Annotated in this window: 15 protein-coding genes and 3 pseudogenes; 13 read left to right on the forward strand and 5 right to left on the reverse strand. The window is 71.9% G+C overall.

What is annotated here, in order from left to right:
• Positions 1 to 40: 40 nt before the first annotated feature.
• Entirely contained in the window at positions 41 to 3,850 is a 3,810-nt protein-coding gene (locus AB0O19_RS15430) for a ricin-type beta-trefoil lectin domain protein (RefSeq protein WP_363619860.1), read from the forward strand.
• Positions 3,851 to 4,018: 168 nt separating this feature from the next.
• On the opposite strand, the gene AB0O19_RS15435 is transcribed toward AB0O19_RS15430, so the two are convergent.
• The gene (locus AB0O19_RS15435) at positions 4,019 to 4,429 is read right to left on the reverse strand and encodes a DUF2637 domain-containing protein (RefSeq protein ID WP_363619862.1); all 411 of its coding nucleotides are present in this window, start codon (positions 4,427 to 4,429) and stop codon (positions 4,019 to 4,021) included.
• Positions 4,430 to 5,720: 1,291 nt separating this feature from the next.
• Between AB0O19_RS15435 and AB0O19_RS15440 the strand changes: the two genes are divergently transcribed.
• Complete coding sequence (locus tag AB0O19_RS15440) at positions 5,721 to 7,019, forward strand: IS21 family transposase (protein ID WP_363619864.1); 1,299 nt, start codon at positions 5,721 to 5,723, stop codon at positions 7,017 to 7,019.
• Between the two features lie 355 nt (positions 7,020 to 7,374).
• On the opposite strand, the gene mdlC is transcribed toward AB0O19_RS15440, so the two are convergent.
• Positions 7,375 to 8,985: a benzoylformate decarboxylase gene (gene mdlC / locus AB0O19_RS15445; RefSeq protein WP_363619866.1), complete on the reverse strand. Its 1,611-nt coding sequence runs from the start codon at positions 8,983 to 8,985 to the stop codon at positions 7,375 to 7,377.
• 265 nt (positions 8,986 to 9,250) lie between these two features.
• Here mdlC and AB0O19_RS15450 point away from each other — a divergent pair, with 265 nt between their 5' ends.
• The 7 genes from AB0O19_RS15450 to AB0O19_RS15480 all read left to right on the forward strand — a co-directional run bounded on the left by AB0O19_RS15450 (position 9,251) and on the right by AB0O19_RS15480 (position 14,155).
• The gene (locus tag AB0O19_RS15450; protein ID WP_363619868.1) at positions 9,251 to 10,411 is read left to right on the forward strand and encodes an inorganic phosphate transporter; all 1,161 of its coding nucleotides are present in this window, start codon (positions 9,251 to 9,253) and stop codon (positions 10,409 to 10,411) included.
• A complete protein-coding gene (locus tag AB0O19_RS15455; RefSeq protein WP_363619870.1) occupies positions 10,408 to 10,662 on the forward strand; it encodes a hypothetical protein in 255 nt (84 codons plus the stop codon). The genes AB0O19_RS15450 and AB0O19_RS15455 overlap by 4 nt, the downstream gene beginning before the upstream one ends.
• Positions 10,663 to 10,849: 187 nt before the next feature.
• Positions 10,850 to 11,500, forward strand: coding sequence for an RNA polymerase sigma factor (locus AB0O19_RS15460; protein WP_363619872.1), 651 nt, complete (start codon positions 10,850 to 10,852; stop codon positions 11,498 to 11,500).
• Entirely contained in the window at positions 11,497 to 12,114 is a 618-nt protein-coding gene (locus tag AB0O19_RS15465; protein ID WP_363619874.1) for a methylated-DNA--[protein]-cysteine S-methyltransferase, read from the forward strand. The genes AB0O19_RS15460 and AB0O19_RS15465 overlap by 4 nt, the downstream gene beginning before the upstream one ends.
• Complete coding sequence (locus AB0O19_RS15470) at positions 12,111 to 12,890, forward strand: 2OG-Fe(II) oxygenase (protein WP_363619876.1); 780 nt, start codon at positions 12,111 to 12,113, stop codon at positions 12,888 to 12,890. Before AB0O19_RS15465 ends, AB0O19_RS15470 begins: the two co-directional genes overlap by 4 nt.
• Before the next feature lie 112 nt (positions 12,891 to 13,002).
• Positions 13,003 to 13,527 (forward strand): hypothetical protein, encoded by a 525-nt coding sequence (locus tag AB0O19_RS15475; protein WP_363619878.1) that lies wholly within the window; start codon positions 13,003 to 13,005, stop codon positions 13,525 to 13,527.
• A gap of 115 nt (positions 13,528 to 13,642) precedes the next feature.
• Positions 13,643 to 14,155, forward strand: coding sequence for a methylated-DNA--[protein]-cysteine S-methyltransferase (locus tag AB0O19_RS15480; RefSeq protein ID WP_363619879.1), 513 nt, complete (start codon positions 13,643 to 13,645; stop codon positions 14,153 to 14,155).
• A gap of 765 nt (positions 14,156 to 14,920) precedes the next feature.
• Here AB0O19_RS15480 and AB0O19_RS15485 read toward each other — a convergent pair.
• A complete protein-coding gene (locus AB0O19_RS15485; protein WP_363619881.1) occupies positions 14,921 to 15,907 on the reverse strand; it encodes a hypothetical protein in 987 nt (328 codons plus the stop codon).
• 1,345 nt (positions 15,908 to 17,252) lie between these two features.
• Between AB0O19_RS15485 and AB0O19_RS15490 the strand changes: the two are divergent.
• The 3 genes and pseudogenes from AB0O19_RS15490 to AB0O19_RS15500 all read left to right on the forward strand — a co-directional run.
• Positions 17,253 to 17,441, forward strand: a pseudogene (locus AB0O19_RS15490) (DNA-3-methyladenine glycosylase I); the annotation flags it as partial.
• A 140-nt stretch (positions 17,442 to 17,581) separates the two neighbouring features.
• The gene (locus AB0O19_RS15495; RefSeq protein WP_363619899.1) at positions 17,582 to 17,647 is read left to right on the forward strand and encodes a hypothetical protein; all 66 of its coding nucleotides are present in this window, start codon (positions 17,582 to 17,584) and stop codon (positions 17,645 to 17,647) included.
• Between the two features lie 293 nt (positions 17,648 to 17,940).
• Entirely contained in the window at positions 17,941 to 18,519 is a 579-nt protein-coding gene (locus tag AB0O19_RS15500; protein ID WP_363619883.1) for a hypothetical protein, read from the forward strand.
• Positions 18,520 to 18,597: 78 nt separating this feature from the next.
• On the opposite strand, the pseudogene AB0O19_RS15505 reads toward AB0O19_RS15500, so the two are convergent.
• A pseudogene (locus AB0O19_RS15505) lies at positions 18,598 to 18,771 on the reverse strand (alcohol dehydrogenase); the annotation flags it as partial.
• Between the two features lie 297 nt (positions 18,772 to 19,068).
• Between AB0O19_RS15505 and AB0O19_RS15510 the strand changes: the two are divergent.
• Positions 19,069 to 19,260: a hypothetical protein gene (locus AB0O19_RS15510; RefSeq protein ID WP_363619885.1), complete on the forward strand. Its 192-nt coding sequence runs from the start codon at positions 19,069 to 19,071 to the stop codon at positions 19,258 to 19,260.
• Between the two features lie 195 nt (positions 19,261 to 19,455).
• Here the strand turns inward: AB0O19_RS15510 and AB0O19_RS15515 are convergent.
• A pseudogene (locus AB0O19_RS15515) lies at positions 19,456 to 19,577 on the reverse strand (MerR family transcriptional regulator); the annotation flags it as partial.

Genomic DNA, 19,577 nt, shown 5'->3' on the forward strand with positions numbered 1-19,577 from the left:
AAACCGGCGCGGGCCCTTCGGAGGGACCTCCCGAACCAGCATGAGAACCACCCCAGCCCCGCCGGTCATCACGACCCGTCGGCGGGGCAGACGCCTGCTCGCCCTGACCACCAGCGCGCTCCTCGGCCTCGGCCTGGCCGCCGTCCCCGCCGCCGGTGCCGATGCCCCGGGCGGGGCGCCCGCGCCCGCCGCCCGACCCGTCGCCGGGCCCGCCCCGGACCCGCAGGTCCGGGCCCTGCTCGACGCCCGGGCCAAGGCCAAGGCGAGCGGACAGCCCGTCACCGTGGACGCGCTGACCACCGAGGCCACCGAGACCACCGTCGCCCCCGACGGCCGGCTCGCCACCACCAGCTACGCGGAGCCCGTCCGGGTCAAGCGCGACGCCGGCTGGGCCGCCGTCGACACCACGCTGCACGCCAACGCGGACGGCACGGTCAGCCCGGCCGTCACCCCGAACGCGCTCGCGCTCTCCGGGGGCGGCGGTGGCATGCTGGCCACCCTGACCACCGGGGACGGCAAGAAGCTGGCGGTCGGCAGCCCGTTCACGCTGCCCAGGCCGGAGCTGGCCGGCTCCACCGCGACCTACCGCGGCGTGCTCGGCCCGGACGTCGACCTCCAGGTCACCGCGCGGCCGGACGGCGGCTGGCGGGACGTCATCGTGGTGCGCACGGCCGCCGCCGCGGCCGACCCGGCACTGGCCAGACTGCACTTCCCGCTGAGCGCGGACGGCCTGAGCGCCCACCAGGACGAGGCGGGGAACCTGTCGTTCACCGACGCCGCCGGGGCGGTCCGGTTCCACGCCCCGACCGCCTTCCAGTGGGACTCCACCACCCAGCCGGCCCCGGCCGCTCCGCCGGCCGCCCAGTCCCGCGCCGCCGCTTCGACGGACGCCCCGGCGAGCCTGCGGACCGTCGCGGCGTCGCGCTCGCTGACCCGCGCCGCCGCCCCGGCCGAGGCACCCGCCGCGCCGCCGGCGCCGGCCGCCCCGTCCACCGCGGAGGCGCCGGGCGGGGCCGCCGTGGTCGCGCCGATCGCCACGGCCGTCACGGCGGACGGCATCGACCTGACGCCCGATCCGGCCACCTTCGGCCAGGGCACCGGCCCGTGGTACCTGGACCCGACGATCAGCGCCGACAGCCCCTCCCAGGCCTCCGTCCAGGTCCAGGAGAACTTCCCGAAGACCAAGAACTACAACGCGCTCGGCCAGCTCGGCACCGGGTACTGCGGCTACTCCGACTGCAACGGGTACGGCCGCTACCGCGCCTACTACCAGCTCGGCATCAACGCCGCGATCTGGACCCAGCCCGGCGGCGCCCCGGCCGCCCCCACGGTCTACAACTCGACGCTGTACACCAACGTCACCAGCCAGGCCGCCCCGGGCACCCAGACGCCGCTGGGCGTCTACTGGACCCCGCCGATCGACGGCAACACCACCTGGGAACAGCAGCCCTGCTGGGACAACCTGGGCAACTGCAACAAGGTGGCGGGCGCGACGGTCACCGGCACCGGCGGACTGAACTTCGACGTCACCACCTCGATGCAGCAACTGGCCGCCGGCCACGCCGGCAACTGGACCATCGCGCTGATCCCGGACGACGAGCGGAACAAGCTCTACCGCGTCCACCTCGGCAACAACCCGCACATCACCACTTGGTACGACATCGCGCCCAGCACCTGGGGCCCGGCGACCTCGCCGACCCCCGGCTTCGCGTCCAACCCCTCGCTGAACGCCGCCTGCCAGACCCCGAACACCGGGCGCCCCTGGGACAATCCGGGCTGGATCGGCGCCAACCAGAGCATCACCCTGTCGGCGAACAGCTGGTCGCCGTCCGGGCAGAACCTCCAGTCGAACTTCCACGTGTGGGACGACAACGACAAGGGCTGGCAGCTGGTCCAGGGCTCCGCGTGGGCGGGCGCCTGGAACACCCTGAGCGTCCCGGTCGGCTCGCTGACCGACGGCCACCAGTACGGCTGGCTGGCCAACTCCACCGACGGCGGCCTGACCTCGCCCGACACCAACTGGTGCTACTTCCGGGTCGACAAGACCCCGCCGACCGTCTCGCTCGGCTCGGCCGACTTCCCGCCGTCCGGCACACCGAACCCGAGCCCGAAGTTCTTCGCGAGCGACCCCGGCAACCCGGGCACCTTCACCCTGACCGGCACCGACCCGGCCCCCGCCGGCGGCAACTCCTCCGGTGTGGCGTGCATCCGCTGGACCACCGTCCCCACCAACGCCAACCAGACCGGCTGGGGCTGCGGGGGCGGCAGCGGCAACGGGGAGGGCGTCGTCGCCGGCGGCAACGGCACCTTCCGTTACAGCCCGGGGACCTGGGGCACCAACACCGTCTGGTTCCAGGCCCAGGACAACGCCGGCAACTACAGCCAGGTCGGCTCGTACACCTTCTACGCGCCCTGGAACAAGAACGCCACCCCGGTGTTCGGCAACGTCACCGGCAGCCGCCGCCCCGACGTGCTCACCCCGGACGCCAACGGCAACCTGCGGGTGATGGAGGCCAACACCGACCCCGGCAACGTCCCGGCCGCCCCGGCCGCGGCCGCGCCCGGCGCCCAGGACCCGGCCTTCCGGGGCACCAACTGGTCCAACTACCAAGTGACGCACCGCGGCAGCCTCCAGCGCGGCAGCTTCGTCGACGACGTCCTGGCGCACAACACCACCGGCGGCGGCGAGCTGGCCAAGCACCTGTACAAGGTGAAGAACGACGGCAACGGCCACTTCGACGGCATCCCGACGGACCTCGCCAAGCCCACCGCCTGCTACGGCACCGACAACGTGCTCGCGCCCGACTGCGGCACGCTGAACTACCCGGGCGACTGGGCGCAGGCGAGCCAGGTCCTGGCGCTGGGCACGCCGACCGGTGAGGTCACCAAGCCGGTCACCCTGCCGGACCCGCAGAACCCCGGGCAGACCGTCACGAAGTACACGATCTCCCAGACCGTGCTGCTGAGCGTCGAGAACGGCGCGCTCTGGCTGTACAGCCCCACCGCGGCGGGCACCCTCCAGAACGCCCGCAAGCTGTCCGCCGACAACGTGTGGAACGGCTACGACCTGATCAACCCCGGCCCGGCGGCCGGCACCGCGCAGGCCACCCTGTGGGCCCGCAACCAGGCCACCGGCCAGATCCGCTCGTACGCCGTCACCGGCGGCGCCACACCCGACTACGGCGCGCTGGCCGGCCCGGCCGGCGGCGCGGTGATCCTGGACGGCAGGGGCACCACGGCGGCCAACTACCCGAGGATCGGGTCCTCCGGCGACCTCGACGGGGACGGCCTGCCGGACCTGTGGACCGTCGACGGCAGCGGCCGGTTCGCGATCTGGAAGGGCGCCACGACCAACGGCACCGCCGGGACCAACCAGGTCACCGGTTTCCAGGACGCGGCGGTCATGGGCTACGCCAACGGCTCCGTCGCGGTGCAGAACGCCTGGTCGCCCGGCCCCTGCCTGGACGCCTACGGCGGCCCGGCGGCCGGCAACATCGTCGACGTCTGGAGCTGCTGGGGCGGTACCAACCAGCGCTTCACCTTCGCCTTCGACGGCACCCTCCAGGCGGGCGGCGTCTGCGTGACGCCGGCCCAGAACGCGACCGGCAACGGCACCAAGGTGGTGCTCGCCCCATGCGTGTCGCGTGACACGGACAAGGCGACCGCCGCGGCCCAGCAGTGGCGCTACGACCCGGCCAGCGGCCGGATCACCAGCCTGGCGGCCACCGACGCCCCCTCCGGGCGCTGCCTGGAGGAACCTGGCTGGAACGGCGCCAACGGCACCCAGATGGGCATCTGGGACTGCAACGGCGCCCCGAACCAGTCCTGGAAGCTGATCCCGCTGACCTGACGGCCGGGCGGACAGCACCCCCGACGCCGGCCTCCGCGAGCATCCGCGGAGGCCGGCGTCGGGCGTTTCGGCGGTCAGGGCGAACGCCGCCGGGTTCGCCCGGTCACTCCCGCCACCTGGGCGGCTTCCTGACGACCCGTGCCACACCTTGCTCGCATGGGACGGCGGTCACCGCCGCACCCGCCTCGAGGGGCCCGCCTTGTGAGAGGTGGGGCGTTGCGGTCGTTTTCCGGAGAGGAGCTGACGCACCAACTGGTGCAGCGAAACCACCCCGGTGATCGGTGGCAGGCCTGCGACGATCACATCGGGGATGGTCGGTGAGGCGTCGGCCACGCACAGGCCGGCTGCCGTGGCGGAGAAGGCGACCACCACGACCCACGAGTGCACGGGCCGACGTCCGTCCAGCGCGGCGTGCAGTACCGACAGGCAGCCCACCAGCCACGGCCCGTAGATGACCATCGGCCACAGGTGAGGAAGTCCGCTCGGCGCTCGATTGAGCGCCAGGTTGCGCAGCGGGTCGTAGGCGAGTAACCAGCCCAGCACGCACACCGCGATGACGGTCATGGTGCTGAGTGCCACGAACAGCGAGCCGAGGACCTGTGACCAGGTGGCCTCAGCGGGGGGCGTGCGCCGTCGGTGTCGGGAGATCGGGCGTCTGGGGTCGGCGCCGGACAGGCCTGGATCGCTGACGGGAGCGCGGGGGTGCGGGACGAAGGGACTCTCCGGGTCCCAGGTGCCCAAGGCTTCGATGGTCGGGTACGTGGGCAAGTCCTCTGGTTCGAACTGGGTGGCACCAGCGTGCGGGGGGAGGAAAGCGGCTCTCGGGTCATACACGGCGCCCTCCATGTCCTTGCCGTCTCCGCCGGGCGACGGTTGCCCGTCCGGCGCACATCTCGCTCGTCATGCGCCGGTCGGGACCGGCTCCGCGCCACAGCGTCTGACGAAGTCCTCCTCAAGCTGACGGAGCGTCCGCAGGAAGTCGGCCAGGTAGCTGGAGCAGTGCTGCAGAACGACCCGTTCGCCGTTGCATGACAAGTAGCCGATCCGTACGTCACCCGCCGGGTTCCGCCGATCCGGGACGAAGAACCACTCGCCGAGCCTGGTTGCCGGCTCCTTCGGCAGGCGGTGCGGCAGAGTCATTGGTTGGCACATTGAACTCATGCCCCATCAACGAAATGGCTGCCGGGATGCGTATCCGGCATCCGGGCGTCGTTCCATATTCAGCATTCCGGCGCTCTCCGAAAATACCCGGACCGGGTCAGGTCCGGCTGCGTTCCGGGGCCCGCCCGGGGCTGTCGCAAATTCCTGTGTTGGTGCAGACGGGCCCCTGGGGGATGTCCAGGCGGTCGAGCGGGCGGGTGAAGGGCCGGCGGGAGGTGTGCCGGTATCAGTGGTGAAGGCGGTGTCGTGGCCGGAGTGGACCCGGTTCTCGATGTTCGACCGGAGCTTTGCCGCGTTCGTGGCGGGCCTGGCCCGCGCCCTTGGCGCCGCCGCCACCTGCGGACTCACATGACTGGCCCTTTACTTTCGGCGCCGGAAAATGGATTTCCGGTGAATCCTGATTTCCGCCGGCCTCCCGGGTGGCGAATGGTCGATTCAGTGAGCCGCTGCCCGCCGGCCGATTACCGTGGAATATGGGCGTCGTCCCATATGAGTTTCCGGTGCGGCTCGTCAAACCTCCCCGGAGATGCGGGCCGTGACGTAATTCATCTCGATGGCGGCGCTCCCTGAAATTCCCCAGGGCGCACGCCCGGCGCTCGATCCCCCCTCTATTCGTTCGGAGTGGTCGTGTAGCATTTGCGGCCGTACGGGGATCGCTCAAATTCAGAGCCCCGCCTGCGGGTGAAGTCCAGGTTGTGAGGAGCAGTGGATGCTCACCAAGGAGGAATACGAGAATGTGCGGGACCTGCACCTGCAGGGATGGTCCATCTCGGCCATCGCCCGGCACCTGGGGCATGACCGCAAGACGGTAAGGCTCTACCTCCGCGGGGAGCGGACCGTGGGGATCCGCAGCTCGGCCCAGGACCAGCTCTCCGCTTTCCTCCCGTACTGCCGGCAGCGACTCGCGGACGATCCGCACCTGCCGGCATCCACGCTGTTCGACGAGGTCTCGGCGTTGGGCTATCCGGGTGGATATTCGACCTTCACCCGGGCCGTACGCAAGCACCGGGTCCGGCCGGCCTGCGAGTTCTGCGGCTCAGCCGGGTTCGGTGACGGCGGTGTTGCCCCGCGTTCGGCGGACGAGAAGGTCCGGTTCGAGTGGCTGGAGCTTCCCGGGCCACCGGCGGAGTGGGACGGCAGGAGCCCGGCCCGGCTGCTACTGGGCTCGGTCGCCCGGCCGGATCGTTGGCGCGCCGTGATCGTCGAAGGCGGAGAACTCCCGCAGCTCGTCGAGGGGATCGACCAGGTGCTGCGGCGGCTGGGCGGTACCACCGGATGCTGGCGGTTCCGCCGGTCGCCGACCGTGTGGTGCGTGGACACCGGTCGGGTGACGCCGGCCTTCGCGCGGGTGGCCAAGTACTACGGCGTGACGGTCAAGGTCTGCCGGTCCGACCGGGTCAGTGCCATGGACGCGGCCCATCGCGCCACCGTCCAGAACTGGTGGCTCACCGTTCCGGACGGTCGCTCCCTCTGGAGTGCCCAGGAGAGCCTCGACCGGTACGCGTCCGCCCTGGACGACCGCGGCCGCACGGTCGGCGACCCGGACCAGTCGGCTCCGGCGACGGCGCTGCTGGACCTGCCGGGCACCCCGTACCCGCTCCAGAGCTGCGTCGACCGCACTGTCATGCCGCAGGGCTTGGTGCCCTATCGCGGGAACTTCTACGCGGTCTCGGCCGATCTGACCGGTGCGGAAGTGCACGTCCGGCGACGCCTCGGGGAATCGTTCCTCTCGATCACCGCCGCGAGCGGAGCGGTCATCGCGTGCTACGCACTGGCGCCGCAGGGCGCTGGGCTGAGGCTGGTCGACCGCGACAGGGCCATCGTGTTGGAACGCCCGGTCCGCCCGCCCCGTGTCGAGGCCCCGCCCTGCCCGCGCGGCAAGGACCACCTCCCGCTCTCCCCGGCGGCCCAGGCCGAGGCCGAGGCCCTGTACAGGAACGGTTCGGCGCCAAGGCGCGTGTTCGATTGTGATCAATCTGCGGGAGTTGCCCCCCACCGCGGGGTCTGATCCGCCGGCCGGTCTTGCGTGACACGAGCACAACGTACCGATGAGGAGATCATCGACAGGAGCAACAGCGTGGACTCCCGCGCCACCGTCCCGGTCCGGTCGGTGCGCTCGAACACGTCGAGGAATGCGTCCAGTTGGTTCCTGGACGCAGCCCAGGGGGAGCGGCCTTGTCGTGCTCGCGGAGCGGGTCCGGGCTTCGGCGGAGGCCGCGTGCCGGGTCGACCGTGCGGGCGTCCCGCATCAGGGTCGCCGGCCCGGCCGGGAGACGGGTGGGGAGGCTCAGCCAACGAATCGGACCCGGCGCGCCGACCGCCGGCGCGAGACGGGCGCGGTGCTGGTAGTCGCGCCGCGCGGGCTACAGCGCGGCCCGCTGGGGCCGGGTGGGAACGACGATGACGGTGGGGGTGCCGGCGGTCAGGGCCGCGGTGAACTCCCGCTCCAGGTCCTCGGTGGTCTCCACGTCGACGGCGCGGCAGCCGAAGCCGCGGGCCACCGAGGCGATGTCCAGCCCGGGCAGGTCGAGCCCGGGCACCCCGGGGGTGTCCTCCAGCAGGGCGAACGACTTGAGGATCGAGTACTCGTGGTTGCGCATCACCACGTAGACGATCGGGAGGCGGTGCCGGGCCGCCGTGTAGAGGGCCTGCACGGAGTACTGGAAGGAGCCGTCGCCGATCAGGCCGACCACCGGGCGCAGCACTCCCCGGTCCCGGTCGCCCAGCGCGACGCCGACCGCGGCCGGGACGGCCCAGCCGATGCCCCCGCTGGCCGTGGCGAAGAACGAGCCCGCTCGGGTGGTGGGCAGCCATTCGAGCTGCTGCGCCATGGTCGAGGTCGACTCGTTGACGAAGACCGCGTCCGGCGGGCGGACCCTGCTCAGGGCGGCGTACACCTCGGGCGGGGTGAGCGGCCGGTCCGGGGCGGACGGCAGCACGCGGGGCCGCGGCATCGGCTCCGGAGCGGTCCGCGTCGAACCCTCCTCGACCAGGTCCAGCAGCAGCTCGATCGCCCGCCGGGGATCGCCGAGCAGACTGTCGCCGACCCTCGCGGCCGCGGCCGCCTCCGGGTCGCCGGTGATCTGGAGCAGCCCGGTGCCCGGGGGGAGGTAGTCGCCGGGCACGTACGGGTAGTAGCGGAACACCTCCGCGCCGATCACCACCACCAGGTCGTGCCCGGCCAGCCGGTCGCTGATGGTCTTCACCGACATGCCCAGCGGGCCGGCGAAGAGCGGGTGGTCCTCGGGGAAGGAGACGCGGTCCCCCAGCGGGGCGCCGTAGACGGCGGCGCGCAGTCTCTCCGCCAGGGCGACGGCCGCGTCCCAGCCGCCACCGCGGTCGACCTCGGGCCCGAAGACGAGTGCGGGCCGGCGGCTGGCGGTGATGCGCTCGGCGAAGGCGCGCAGCCGCCCGGGGGCGGGGGCCACCCGCTCGCTCACCGTCCGCACCCGGGTGAAGCCGGACAACGGCCGCTTCCAGTCGTCCATCGGGATCGACAGGTAGACCGGGCCGGCGGGCGGCTGGAGCGCCTGCGCGTAGGCGCGCATGAAGGCCTCGGGGACGTCCTCGGCGCAGGCCGGCTCGTAGGACCACTTCACCCAGGGTTTCGGCAGCTGGGTGGCCTCGCGGTTGCCGAGGTACGGCTCGCCGATCACCAGCTCCCGGTGCTGCTGGCCGGCGGTGACGATCAGGGGCGTGTTCCCGTGGTGGGCCGCCACCAGGTTGCCCAGCGCGTTGCCGGTGCCGGCCGAGGAGTGCAGGTTGACCAGCGCGGGGCGGCCGGTGACCTGCGCGAAGGCGTCGGCCATCGCGATGGCCGAGGCCTCCTGGAGCGCCAGGACGTAGGCGAAGTCCGCGGGGAAGTCCTGGAGGAACGGCTCCTCGGTGGAGCCCGGATTCCCGAAGACCGTGGTGAGTCCGAGCGTGCGCAGCAGGTCGTACGTCACGGTGCGGACGGTGGGGTGCTCAGCCATGGGTGCCAGCGCTTTCCCCCGGGGCGCCAGGGCCTCAGGGCTCGCAGGGACGGGTCTCGGTCCAGCTGGCCGGCAGCCTCCTGGGGCGTGACGGCGACGGGGGACGGCACATCGGTTCCGATCGTCACGCCGGCCGGCTCTTGCAGGAGAGCATCGGCACCGAGGGCCCCGCAACCGGACGAACGGCCGGACGAACGGGTGCGGGGCCCTGGGGCAGGGCGGGTCGGGCGCCGCCTCGGCCGGTGCGCGGGCTAGGTTCGGGTCCGTGACCGGCAACGACGCGGTCCTGGCGCTGATGGTCGCCACGGCGCTGGGCTTCGACTTCACCAACGGCTTCCACGACACCGGCAACGCGATGGCGACCTCGATCGTCACCGGCGCCCTGCCGCCGCGCGTCGCGGTCGCGGTGTCGGCGGTGCTGAACCTGGTGGGCGCGTTCCTGTCGACCGCCGTGGCGGCGACCATCGCCAACGGTCTGGTCGCCACGGGAGAGGTGACCTTGACGGTCGTCTGCGCCGGTCTGGTCGGCAGCGTCCTGTGGAACCTGGCCACCTGGTTCCTCGGGATCCCCTCCAGTTCCTCGCACGCGCTGATCGGCGGGGTGGTCGGGGCGACGGTGGCGGCCGCCGGGGCCTCGGCCGTCAAGTGGCAGGGGCTGGTCTCCAAGGTGATCGTGCCCGCGGCGCTGTCGCCGTTCATCGCCGGTGGGGTGGCCGCGGTGGGCACCCTCCTGGTCTACCGCCTCACCCGCGACGTGCCCGAAGGCCCGCGCGGGCGCGGCTTCCGGCTCGGCCAGATCGGCTCGGCCTCCATGGTCTCGCTCGCCCACGGCACCAACGACGCGCAGAAGACCATGGGCGCCATCACCCTCGCCCTGATCGCCAACGGCACCCTGCCCGCCGGGGCGAAGGCGCCGGCCTGGGTGATCCTCTCCTGCGCGCTGGCGATCGCCCTGGGCACCTACGTCGGCGGCTGGCGGGTGATCCGGGCCCTGGGCAAGGGGCTGGTGGAGATCGAACCGCCGCAGGGGATGGCCGCCGAGTCGGCCTCGGCCGCCGTGATCCTCTGCTCCACCGACTTCGGCTACTCGCTCTCCACCACGCACGTGGCCACCGGGTCGATCCTGGGCTCGGGGATCGGTAGGAGCGGCGCCGTGGTGCGCTGGCAGCTCGCCCGCCGGATGGTGACGGCCTGGCTGCTCACCCTGCCGGCTTCCGCCCTGGCCGGCGAGCTGGCCTACTGGGCCGCGAACGGGATCGGCGGGACGGCCGGTGTGGTGGTGATCGTCGGCGCGCTGGTGGCGGCGTCGGTCGCCTTCTTCGCCGCCTCCCGCCATCCGGCCGTGACGCCGGAGAACGTCAACGCCGCGTGGACCGGTTCGGTGGCCCCGGAGCCCGCCAAGGCCAAGGACGAGGTGAGCCCGTGAACTCCTGGATCAACCTGGACGCGGTGTGGAAGATCGTCGTGGTGGGCCTGCTCACCGGCGCCGGACTGCCCGCGCTGTTCGCCCTCGGCCTGCGCCTGCTCAACCCGACCGGCGCGACCGGCGCGGCCGGCGAGCCGGCCGCCGTCCGGCCCGCCGCCGGGCCGGTCGGCTCCACCCTGGCGGGACTGATCTTCGCGGTGGTGCTCGCGGCGATCGGCTGGGGCATCTCCGTCATCGTCAGCCACCACTGACCGCCCGCCGTCCAGGCCGTCTCGGCGAGTGCCGATCCCGCCGGGAGGTGCGGACTCCGCCCGGGCCGTACGTCCGAGTCTGCCCGTGCGCTCGTCCCCGGAGGCAGCAGGCCGGCAGGCCGGGGTCCACGGACTCGGCGGGTGAAAATTCGGATCTCACGTTCTCGGCACCCGCACCGTCTTCCAGGTGAGACAGCAGGTGCAGAAGGCGGCCGGGCACGGCGACGACCCGAAGACCGAGCGGAGGCCGCCGGACTCGGAGGAGGGCAGTGCCGGCCGCGACCGGCCGGCTGTTTCGGGAGCTCGAACACATCGGTTCGGATTCAAGGTCTACGGCAGGGCGAGGATGAGGGAACCGTTCGAGAAGGCGGTCGAGCAACACGGCGCGACCGTGCTGCGGGTGTGCCGGGCGCTGCTGGGGACACACGACGCGGACGACGCCTGGTCGGAGACGTTCCTGGCGGCGATGCGGGCCTGGCCAGGGCTGCCGGAGGCGGCGAACGTGGAGGCGTGGCTGGTGACGATCGCCCGGCGCAAGGCGATCGACGTGCTGCGCGCCGCCGGACGCCGACCGCTGCCGGCCGAGGAGTTGCCGGAGGCGCCCAGCTCGTTGGGCGTTCCGGGCGCAGACGACGGGGAGCTGTGGGAGATGGTGGGGCGTCTTCCGGGCAAGCAGCGGCAGGCGGTCACGTTCCGCTATCTGGCCGGGATGTCGTACGACGAGATCGCGGCGGTCCTGGGCGGGAACACCGCGGCGGCGCGCCGGGCGGCGGCGGACGGTCTGAAGAATCTACGAAAACACTATCCGGGCGCGACCTCGAGAGGAGCATCTACATGAGCGGCACCCGATCCCACGATGACGTCCTGAGCGTGCTGTCGGCTCCCGTCGACGCCGGGACCCTGGCCCGGCTGCACCGCCGGTTGGAGGCCGAGGCCCAGGCCGCCGCCCTGGTCGACATCGCCTACACCGTCGTCGACTCCCCGGTCGGCCCTCTGCTGCTGGCCGCCACCGACCGGGGCCTGGTCCGTGTCGCCTACGCGGTCGAGGACCACGACCAGGTCCTTCAGACCCTGGCCGACAAGGTCAGCCCGCGCATCCTGCGAGCCCCCGGCCGGCTGGACACCGCTGCCCGGGAGATCGACGAGTACTTCGACCACCGCCGTCGCGCGTTCGAGCTGCCGCTGGACCTGTCCCTGTCCAAGGGCTTCAGGCAGCTGGTCCAGCAGCACCTGCCGGAGATCGGCTACGGCCAGACCCGCAGCTACCGCCAGGTCGCCGAACTGGTCGGCAGCCCCAAAGCGGTGCGGGCGGTCGGCACGGCCTGCGCGACCAACCCGCTGCCGGTGGTCGTCCCCTGCCACCGGGTGCTGCGCACCGACGGCACCCTCGGCGGCTACATCGGCGGCCTGGAGGCCAAGACCGCACTACTGGCACTGGAGGCCGCGGCATGACCGTCAGCACCGTCACCACCGCGAAGACGGGGAAGACGGCTCCCGGCGCGGACGTCGCCACCGGAGCCGGGCCGTGGGCCGGCCGGGCCGAGACCGCCGACTGGGACGCGGTGGCCGCCGAACTCGACGCGTTCGGAGGCGCGCTGCTGCCGCAGCTGCTCACCCCGGACGAGGCCGGCCGGCTCCGGGACCTGTACGGGCGGCCCGAGTTGTTCCGCTCCACCGTCGACATGGCCCGCCACCGGTTCGGGTCCGGCGAGTACAAGTACTTCCACGCCCCCTACCCCGAGCCGGTCGAGCAGCTCAAGCAGGCCCTGTACCCGCGGCTGCTGCCCATCGCCCGCACCTGGTGGGAACGGCTCGGCCGCACCGCGCCGTGGCCGGACACCCTGGACGAGTGGCTGCAGATGTGCCACGCGGCCGGGCAGTCCAAGTCCACCGCGATCCTGCTGCGCTACGGCGCCGGGGACTGGAACGCGCTGCACCGTGACCTGTACGGCGACCTGGTGTTCCCGTTGCAGGTCGTGATCAACCTGGACCGGCCCGGCACCGACCACACCGGTGGGGAGTTCCTGCTGGTCGAGCAGCGCCCCCGCGCCCAGTCCCGCGGTACCGCCACCCTGCTCCCGCAGGGCCACGGCTACGTGTTCACCACCCGCGACCGACCCGTGCGCTCCGCGCGAGGCTGGTCCGCCGCCCCGGTCCGGCACGGCGTCTCGGCGGTCCGCTCCGGGCACCGGCACACCCTGGCCCTGGTCTTCCACGACGCCGCCTAGCGTCCCCGGCCGCCGCCGGGCCGGTGTCGCGGCGGTCGGACACCGGCTGGGCGGAGTGTGCCGCCCGGACCCCTTGCAGGCAGTGGAAGAGCGTTGACGAGGAAGGCATCTCATGAATCCCCTGACCAGCCCCCTGCTGACCGACCCCCCACCGCCGGGCCCCGACCTGGCAGTCACCGACACCGAAGTCACCGCGCTGGTCGCGCTGGCCGAGGCGCGCGGCGCCCGGAGCATCGCCGTCGGCTCCGGCCGGACCCCGGCCGCGCTGGCGGGCGCCGACGCGATCACCCGGGCCTGGCAGGCCGCCGGCGGCGTCGTGGCCGCCACGACCACCTGGCCGGAGACCGCGGCCTCCTGGCTGTGCCAGGCCCGCCACTTCGCCGACGCACCGACCGACGTGTGGGTGATGACCGGCCCGGAGGTCGGCTGGGCCCAGGTGGCCCGGCGGCTGCTGTGGTCCACGTCCTGGCGGCCCGACCGTACCCTGGCCACTGCCGCCATCGGCCGCCCCGCCACGCTGGCCCTGGTCGGCGCCCGGCAGCTGCGGGGCCTGACCGGAGCCGACGCGAACGGCGCCACCTGGACCGTCACCGACGACGGCGGCCTCACGGTCACCGGCCCCGGCGTATCACGATGACGGCACTGTCCGACCTGCCGGAGGTGCCGCGCGATGCGGCCGGAACGCGTCTCACGTTTCAGGGCACCCGCGCGTCTTCACCACGAACAGGCAAAGGCGCAGACAGGAGATCGACATGGACGTCCGACACGCCTACGTGGACAGCTCGGTGGGACGGCTCCTGGTCGTCGCCGGCGACGACGCCCTGATCGGGCTCTACTTCCCGGGCTACCGGTACACGCCCCGGCCCTCGGCGTGGGGCCGGCGAGCCGACGCCTCGGCCGACCCGGTGCTCGCCCAGGCCCGCAGCGAACTCGACGAGTACTTCGCCGGAAAGCGGCAGGTGTTCGACGTCGCGGCGGCGACGAACGGCGACGGGTTCCAGGAACAGGTCTGGGCGCAGCTGCGCAGGATCCCGTACGGCGCGCGGATCACCTACGGCGACATCGCGGTCGAGCTGGGCAGCAAGGGGTTCGCGCAGTCCGTGGGCCAGGCCGTGGGGCGCAACCCGGTGAGCATCGTCATCCCCTGCCACCGGGTGGTGGGCGCGGGCGGCAAACTCACCGGATTCGGCGGCGGACTGGAGCGCAAGCAGCTCCTGCTGGACCTGGAGGAGCCGGTCGAGACCCGGGTCGGACGACTGTTCTAGAAGTCTCCTGAAGATCTTGCTTCGGACACCCGATTCACCCCGGTTTGCCGGGAAATGTCAACCAGGTCGAACTGGTGCAAGCCGGGCGCGTTTTCAAGATCTTCATCAGCCTTCTAGGGCGTGTTTCGAAAGTGCTGGTCGCAGCCATCAACGAGTGGCTGTGACCACGTGGTGGGCGGTGAGAGGCGGGTTCGGGGGCGTGGCGCCCGTGCTGCTGCGGGAGCGAGAGGCTGTGGGCCGTGGAGAGGGGGGGAGTGGTTGCGCAGGGGAGGCTGAGCGATCGCCAGGCTGCTGCGGGTGCGCGAGAATAGTGTCCGCGGCCGTCCAGTTGCTCGGGGAACTGCCGGTAGTGCAGGCTTCGGGCCTGGCTGTCCGGCCCCAGGTCCCTTTCTCGCACGGCGAGCTGGCCAGTGGGCAGGCGTCCGAGGTGGCCGCGTCCTTCACCGGGTGGGCGCCGGAGGTGTCCGCTTCCGGGGGCCGGACCACGGGCTCGGCGCCGACAGCGGTGCCGACGGGGCGTGGAGGGGCTGTGCCCGGACGCTACGGCGCGCGACATCGAGCTGGTGCGCCATCAGTTGAGTCCGGCTGTGACCTGCGGGGGTGATGCCCGTGGAGCAACTGCGGGCAGAGCGGCGTGAGGCTTTCCGCCATGGGATCGAACAGGCCGACGGCGCCCTGTGATGACGAAGAACCGGCGTGCCACCCGCCCTGCCGGAGGGGGCACGCCGTCGACTGGACGTCCTCGTTCTGGTGGGACGGTCTTGTCTACTGTTGTTCGGCCGGTTCGCCGTTGGCTGCCGTGGTGTCCGGCGGTGGCGTGTCGGTGTCCGCCCGGGGACGGTCGGGAAGCAGGTGCGTGGCAGGTAGCGGCGTGCGCTCGCCGGAGGCGTCGCTGGTGAAGGGGGTGACGCCCGATCCGCCGGGGAACTCGCCGGTCACGTAGTACTCCGTGCGGAACCCGAGGGTCGACTGGGTGCTGAGGGTTTCGCCGTTGGCGCGGACGGGCGTGAGTTCGTGGTGCTCCATCCACAGGCAGCCGGTGCTGTGCGGCGGGATGATGAGCCCGCGTTCCCTGCTGTCCGAGGCCATGGTCGACACGTTGCGGCGGGTTTCGTAGCCCAGTTCGATGGAGGCGGAGACGGAGGCGGTGGTGGTGACACTGGCGCCCATGCCGAACGGTTTGGCGGACGCCTCCACACCGACCGACGCGCCCACGGTGATGCCCGTGGCCACGCTGAAGGACCAGCCCGCCTCCTGGGTGACCCCCGTGGTGATCGTCTGCGACTCCGGCTGGGCCACGGTTCCGCGCGTGTTGTCGCGAAAGAGGACGAGATCGAAGATCCGGCGGCGGCGGAGCCGGTAGAACGGCGAGTTCTGAATCCGCCAGGCCGTCGTGCGGCTGGGGTCGTCGACCAGGACGTAGGGCACGGTCACGATGCGGTCGACCACCCCGACCTGCGCCGGCGGCCTGGCGGGCGACGTCAGGATCGGGATGCCGGGGCCGGAAGCGTGTTGCACGACAGCGGGCAGGTCGAGGATCCAGGTCGTGGGAGTGGGGTCGGGCCGCCCGGCGACGCGCACCGCGGTGAACCCGCCCACGGGCAGGAACAGGCGCTCGTCACGATCCCCGTCCGGGTACGGCGGAGTCACCACCGACCACAACCGCGTCCCGGCATGCTCGAACAAATGCTCGCCGACTTCGCCCCGCCGCGCGTAGCGCCATCCGTTGTGCACCCCCTGCCTGATGCACACACCGGTCTCCAGCGGGGGCGCGGAAACAGAGGCACAGTCACTGAGGGCGACGTATCCCGATGGAGGTATCGGCCGCCAGACCGCGGAGGGCACGCTGCCCGGATACCCGGCAACACTCGGGAGGTCACCGATCCGTTCCCACCGCACGCACGGTCGTATCAGGCTCCTGTCTGCGGAGACGTCCCGCAGCATCAGCGACCCCGCGTCCGCGAGGTTCCTCCCGTTCGAGAATTGGAATCCTGCGGGCCGCCAACCGGGCTGCCCGACGGCACCGACGAGGATTCGAGCGTGGCTGTTCGCAGGCTCCACTGCAGGGGCGAGCCTGGTGGGCCAGGCCATCCGAACGCTCGTGGTGTAGTGCAGTTCCAGATCGCCGTAGCGTTGAACGATCACACAGACTCCTTCGCGGAGGGTGATTACCGTTCGGTCTCCTCCTGACAGTACGGGCCAGGCCCCCGCCCCCGAAGAGACAAACAGGCCAACAACACGACAGGCCGCAGCCTCACACCCGCAGGAAGGCGCAGCGGCCCGTTGTGGTGCGGTGCAGGCATCAGGCGGGCACCGCTCTGCCGCACCGCAAGCCGGTCAGGGGCGAGCACGCAGAGCCGACCCCGGCGCCGTCGCTCAAGAAGTCCCGCGCCCTTCGGCTGATCGGCCAGGGAGCAGTGGGCCCCGGACGGGCTTCGGCTGTGCGGTTATCTTGGAGGGCCAGAAGTCGTGAGGCGTGTCGACTGAACTGGCTTCGACATTTATGCAGGTCAGGGGCGGTTTTGCCATCTCCCGGGCCTGGAGGGAGGGGGAGTCCCGAACGGGACCTGAGCTGCCGAGGAACAGGGCCGGGTCTACGACTTCTTCCGCCGGTGGCAGCGCGACGGCATGTGGAAGCGGATCCTGGAACAGCTGCAGGTCCAGGCTGACGCGCGAGGTCTGATCACCTGGGATGTGAGTGTGGACTCGACCGTCTGTCGCGCCCACCAGCACGCCGCTGGCGCGCGAAAAGGGGGATCTGCAGTGCGAGCCGCCCGGCGGGCTCGACACTGAGCCGGACGTCCACAGGTTCAGACGGTCCCGGGGCGGCTTGACCACGAAGATCCGCCTTGCGACCGAGTAGGGGCAGAAGCCGCTGTCGCTGCTGATCACCGCAGGGCACTGGCACGACAGCCCGCAGTTCCAGCCGGTCCTCGCATCCGCGTCCCCCGCGCCGGTCCTGGACAGCCGCACATCACGCCCGGCAGGGTCCGCGCCGACAAAGTGCACGGCTCCCGTGCGAACCGTTCCTGCCTGCGCAGGCGCAGGATCAGGTGCACACCCAGCCCCTTTGAAGAACAGGGAGGAACCCTCCCCGATGGCCAGCGACACCGCCCGCGCCCCCGAACACTCCGTCGACCCCGGGGTGGTGATCGGCGAGGACGGGCTCGCCCGCCCCGCGTTCGACGACTTCGACCCCGACCGGATCGCCGGCTACGGCGACACCGACGTCGAACGCCTCATGGCCGACGCCGGGATCGTCCGCAACCGCGCGAAGATCCTCGCGGCCGTGGCCAACGCCCGGGCGACCGTCCGGCTGCGCGAACACGGCGGCCTGACCGACTTGGTGGGGGGTTCAAGCCACTCGACACCCCCAGGCCGCGCACGTTCGCCGAGATCCCCACCACCTCCCCCCGATCGCAGGCCCTGTCCAAAGCGCTGCGCGCACAAGGGCTCGCGTTCGTCGGCCCGACCACCATGCACACGCCCTGATGGAAGCCATCGGCGTCATCGACACCCACCTGCTGGACTCCCACCGCCGCGGTTCCTCCGGAATCTGGCCGGCATGACCCCCACCACAGCGCCCGCCCGCGGCGGCGGATCAGGCCTGGGGCGGATCCTCGGAGAGGGCGGGAAGCCGAGCAGCGCTTCGTTCAGTGCGAGCCGGCACAACCAGGCGCGGTACCAGCCGACTTGTCGGTATTCGACCTGCTCTGACGGGAGCCGCGCGGCCGTCCACCCATCCCCCTGCGAGGCCGGGCCGAGGGAGGCGTAGTGTGCGCGGTGTGAAAGAACTGATCTTCCGGGGGAAAGACAGATTCCGCCCGAACTGGTCCGATCTCGGGCCGGTGCTCATCGTCGTCACGGTCGAACTCGTCGCCGGCCACCTGAAGTTCCACCTCGGCCTCGGCCCCATGGTCCTCCTCGTCGGCGGGACCGTGCTGCTGGCCGCCGCGAGCCGCCTCCTCTCCATGCGGTACTGGAGCAGGGTCGGCACCGACGGAGTCACCATCTGCTGGGGGTTCGGCCGTGGCCGCACCTACTCCTGGCAACAGATCTCCTGGATCGACGTGTCGGAGATCCAAGGCCGCGGCGCGCCCACACGGGTGGCCCGGATCCACACCACCGACGGTCGGCGCCACTGGATGTCCACCGTGATGGCCAGCGACCTCCACCCGTCGGAGGACTTCGACGCCGACTTCAGGCGGGTCGTCGACTGGTGGAAGCACAGCACCAGTCCGAGCCGGCGCGTCCTGCCGGAGAAGAAGTTCCGGGACCGGCTGACGCCCGTGAGAACCGCGGTGCTGTGCACCGTCGTCCTCGCCGCCGTCCTCTTCGCCTTCACCGTGGTGCTGGCCCAGTAGCCACCTGAACGCGTCGGCCCGGCTCTCCTGACGGGCGGTGGGCCGTGGCGCCGGGTTGTGGAGATCAGTCGGCCCTTGTCAGCGAGCCGGTGGGGTGAGGACTGCGCGGTCGAACGGGCCACCGTGTGAGGTGGCGTACGTGACGGCGTCGTTGACGGCACTGATGCCGAAGGACCGGACCCGTTCGGGGGCGAGGTCGAGGGTGCCCGAGGCGAGGAGCCGGATGATGCCGACGTTCGCGGTACGCGGGTACTCCAGCCGTGCGGACACGGTGCGGTACTGCTCGGTGAGGTAGGGGCCCATACCACTCGCCCGGACCTCGTAGGCGGTGGTCCGCTCGGTGGTGTAGCCGCGCAGGACGCCACGCGGCTGGGCGTCTACCCATCCGGCGGCGACAGCTCCCTCAACGACGAGACCGGCGTCGTCGGCCTCGGCCTCGACTACCAGGACCACCTGTACGTCGTCGTCGACGAGTCCGACACCCTCGGCGCCAACGACTGGGGCCTCACCGCCTGCCGGCTCGCGCTGCGGCTGCGCGCGGACGCGATCGTGGTCGAGGCGAACTACGGCGCCAACATGGCCCGGCAGATCCTCAGCCAGGCGTGGGACCAACTCGCCCGCGAAGGGGAGACACACGGCCAGCTGATGCCGCTGATCGTCGAGGTCAACGCCAAGGTCCGGACGCCGGTGACCAGCCCGAACGGGAGCGGGCGCGGGTGGAGTCCAAAGGGCTGGCGTTAACGCACCACGCGTCGGTGCCGGTCCTGGATGAGGGCCGGCGCGGTCTCGTTCACCGTCTTCGTGTGAGGCGTGCCGCAGTGGTGCCGCCCGTCTCCGGGGCGACCAGGCTGTGCAGGGTGAGGTCGTCCGCCCCGTACGGCCCTGTGCGTGGGCCGTACGGTTGGGCGGAGCTGTGGGCCGGTTGCCGGATGCCGGTCAGGTGTCGGTTGCGGGTTCCTGGTTGTGCGGGGTGCGGCGGAGTTGTTCGTTGAGGCGCAGGGCTTCTTCGAGTTGGTCTTCGAGGATGATGATGCGGCAGGCGGCTTCGATGGGGGTGC

Source organism: Kitasatospora sp. NPDC091276, assembly GCF_040684355.1.
In the GTDB taxonomy this organism is placed as follows: domain Bacteria; phylum Actinomycetota; class Actinomycetes; order Streptomycetales; family Streptomycetaceae; genus Kitasatospora.

Excerpts from the sequence above, each read along its gene's own strand:
- AB0O19_RS15430 (WP_363619860.1), top strand. The coding sequence starts at position 41 with ATGAGAACCACCCCAGCCCCGCCGGTCATCACGACCCGTCGGCGGGGC.
- AB0O19_RS15440 (WP_363619864.1), top strand. The coding sequence starts at position 5,721 with ATGCTCACCAAGGAGGAATACGAGAATGTGCGGGACCTGCACCTGCAG.
- mdlC (WP_363619866.1), bottom strand. The coding sequence starts at position 8,985 with ATGGCTGAGCACCCCACCGTCCGCACCGTGACGTACGACCTGCTGCGC.
- AB0O19_RS15465 (WP_363619874.1), top strand. The coding sequence starts at position 11,497 with ATGAGCGGCACCCGATCCCACGATGACGTCCTGAGCGTGCTGTCGGCT.
- AB0O19_RS15470 (WP_363619876.1), top strand. The coding sequence starts at position 12,111 with ATGACCGTCAGCACCGTCACCACCGCGAAGACGGGGAAGACGGCTCCC.
- AB0O19_RS15475 (WP_363619878.1), top strand. The coding sequence starts at position 13,003 with ATGAATCCCCTGACCAGCCCCCTGCTGACCGACCCCCCACCGCCGGGC.
- AB0O19_RS15480 (WP_363619879.1), top strand. The coding sequence starts at position 13,643 with ATGGACGTCCGACACGCCTACGTGGACAGCTCGGTGGGACGGCTCCTG.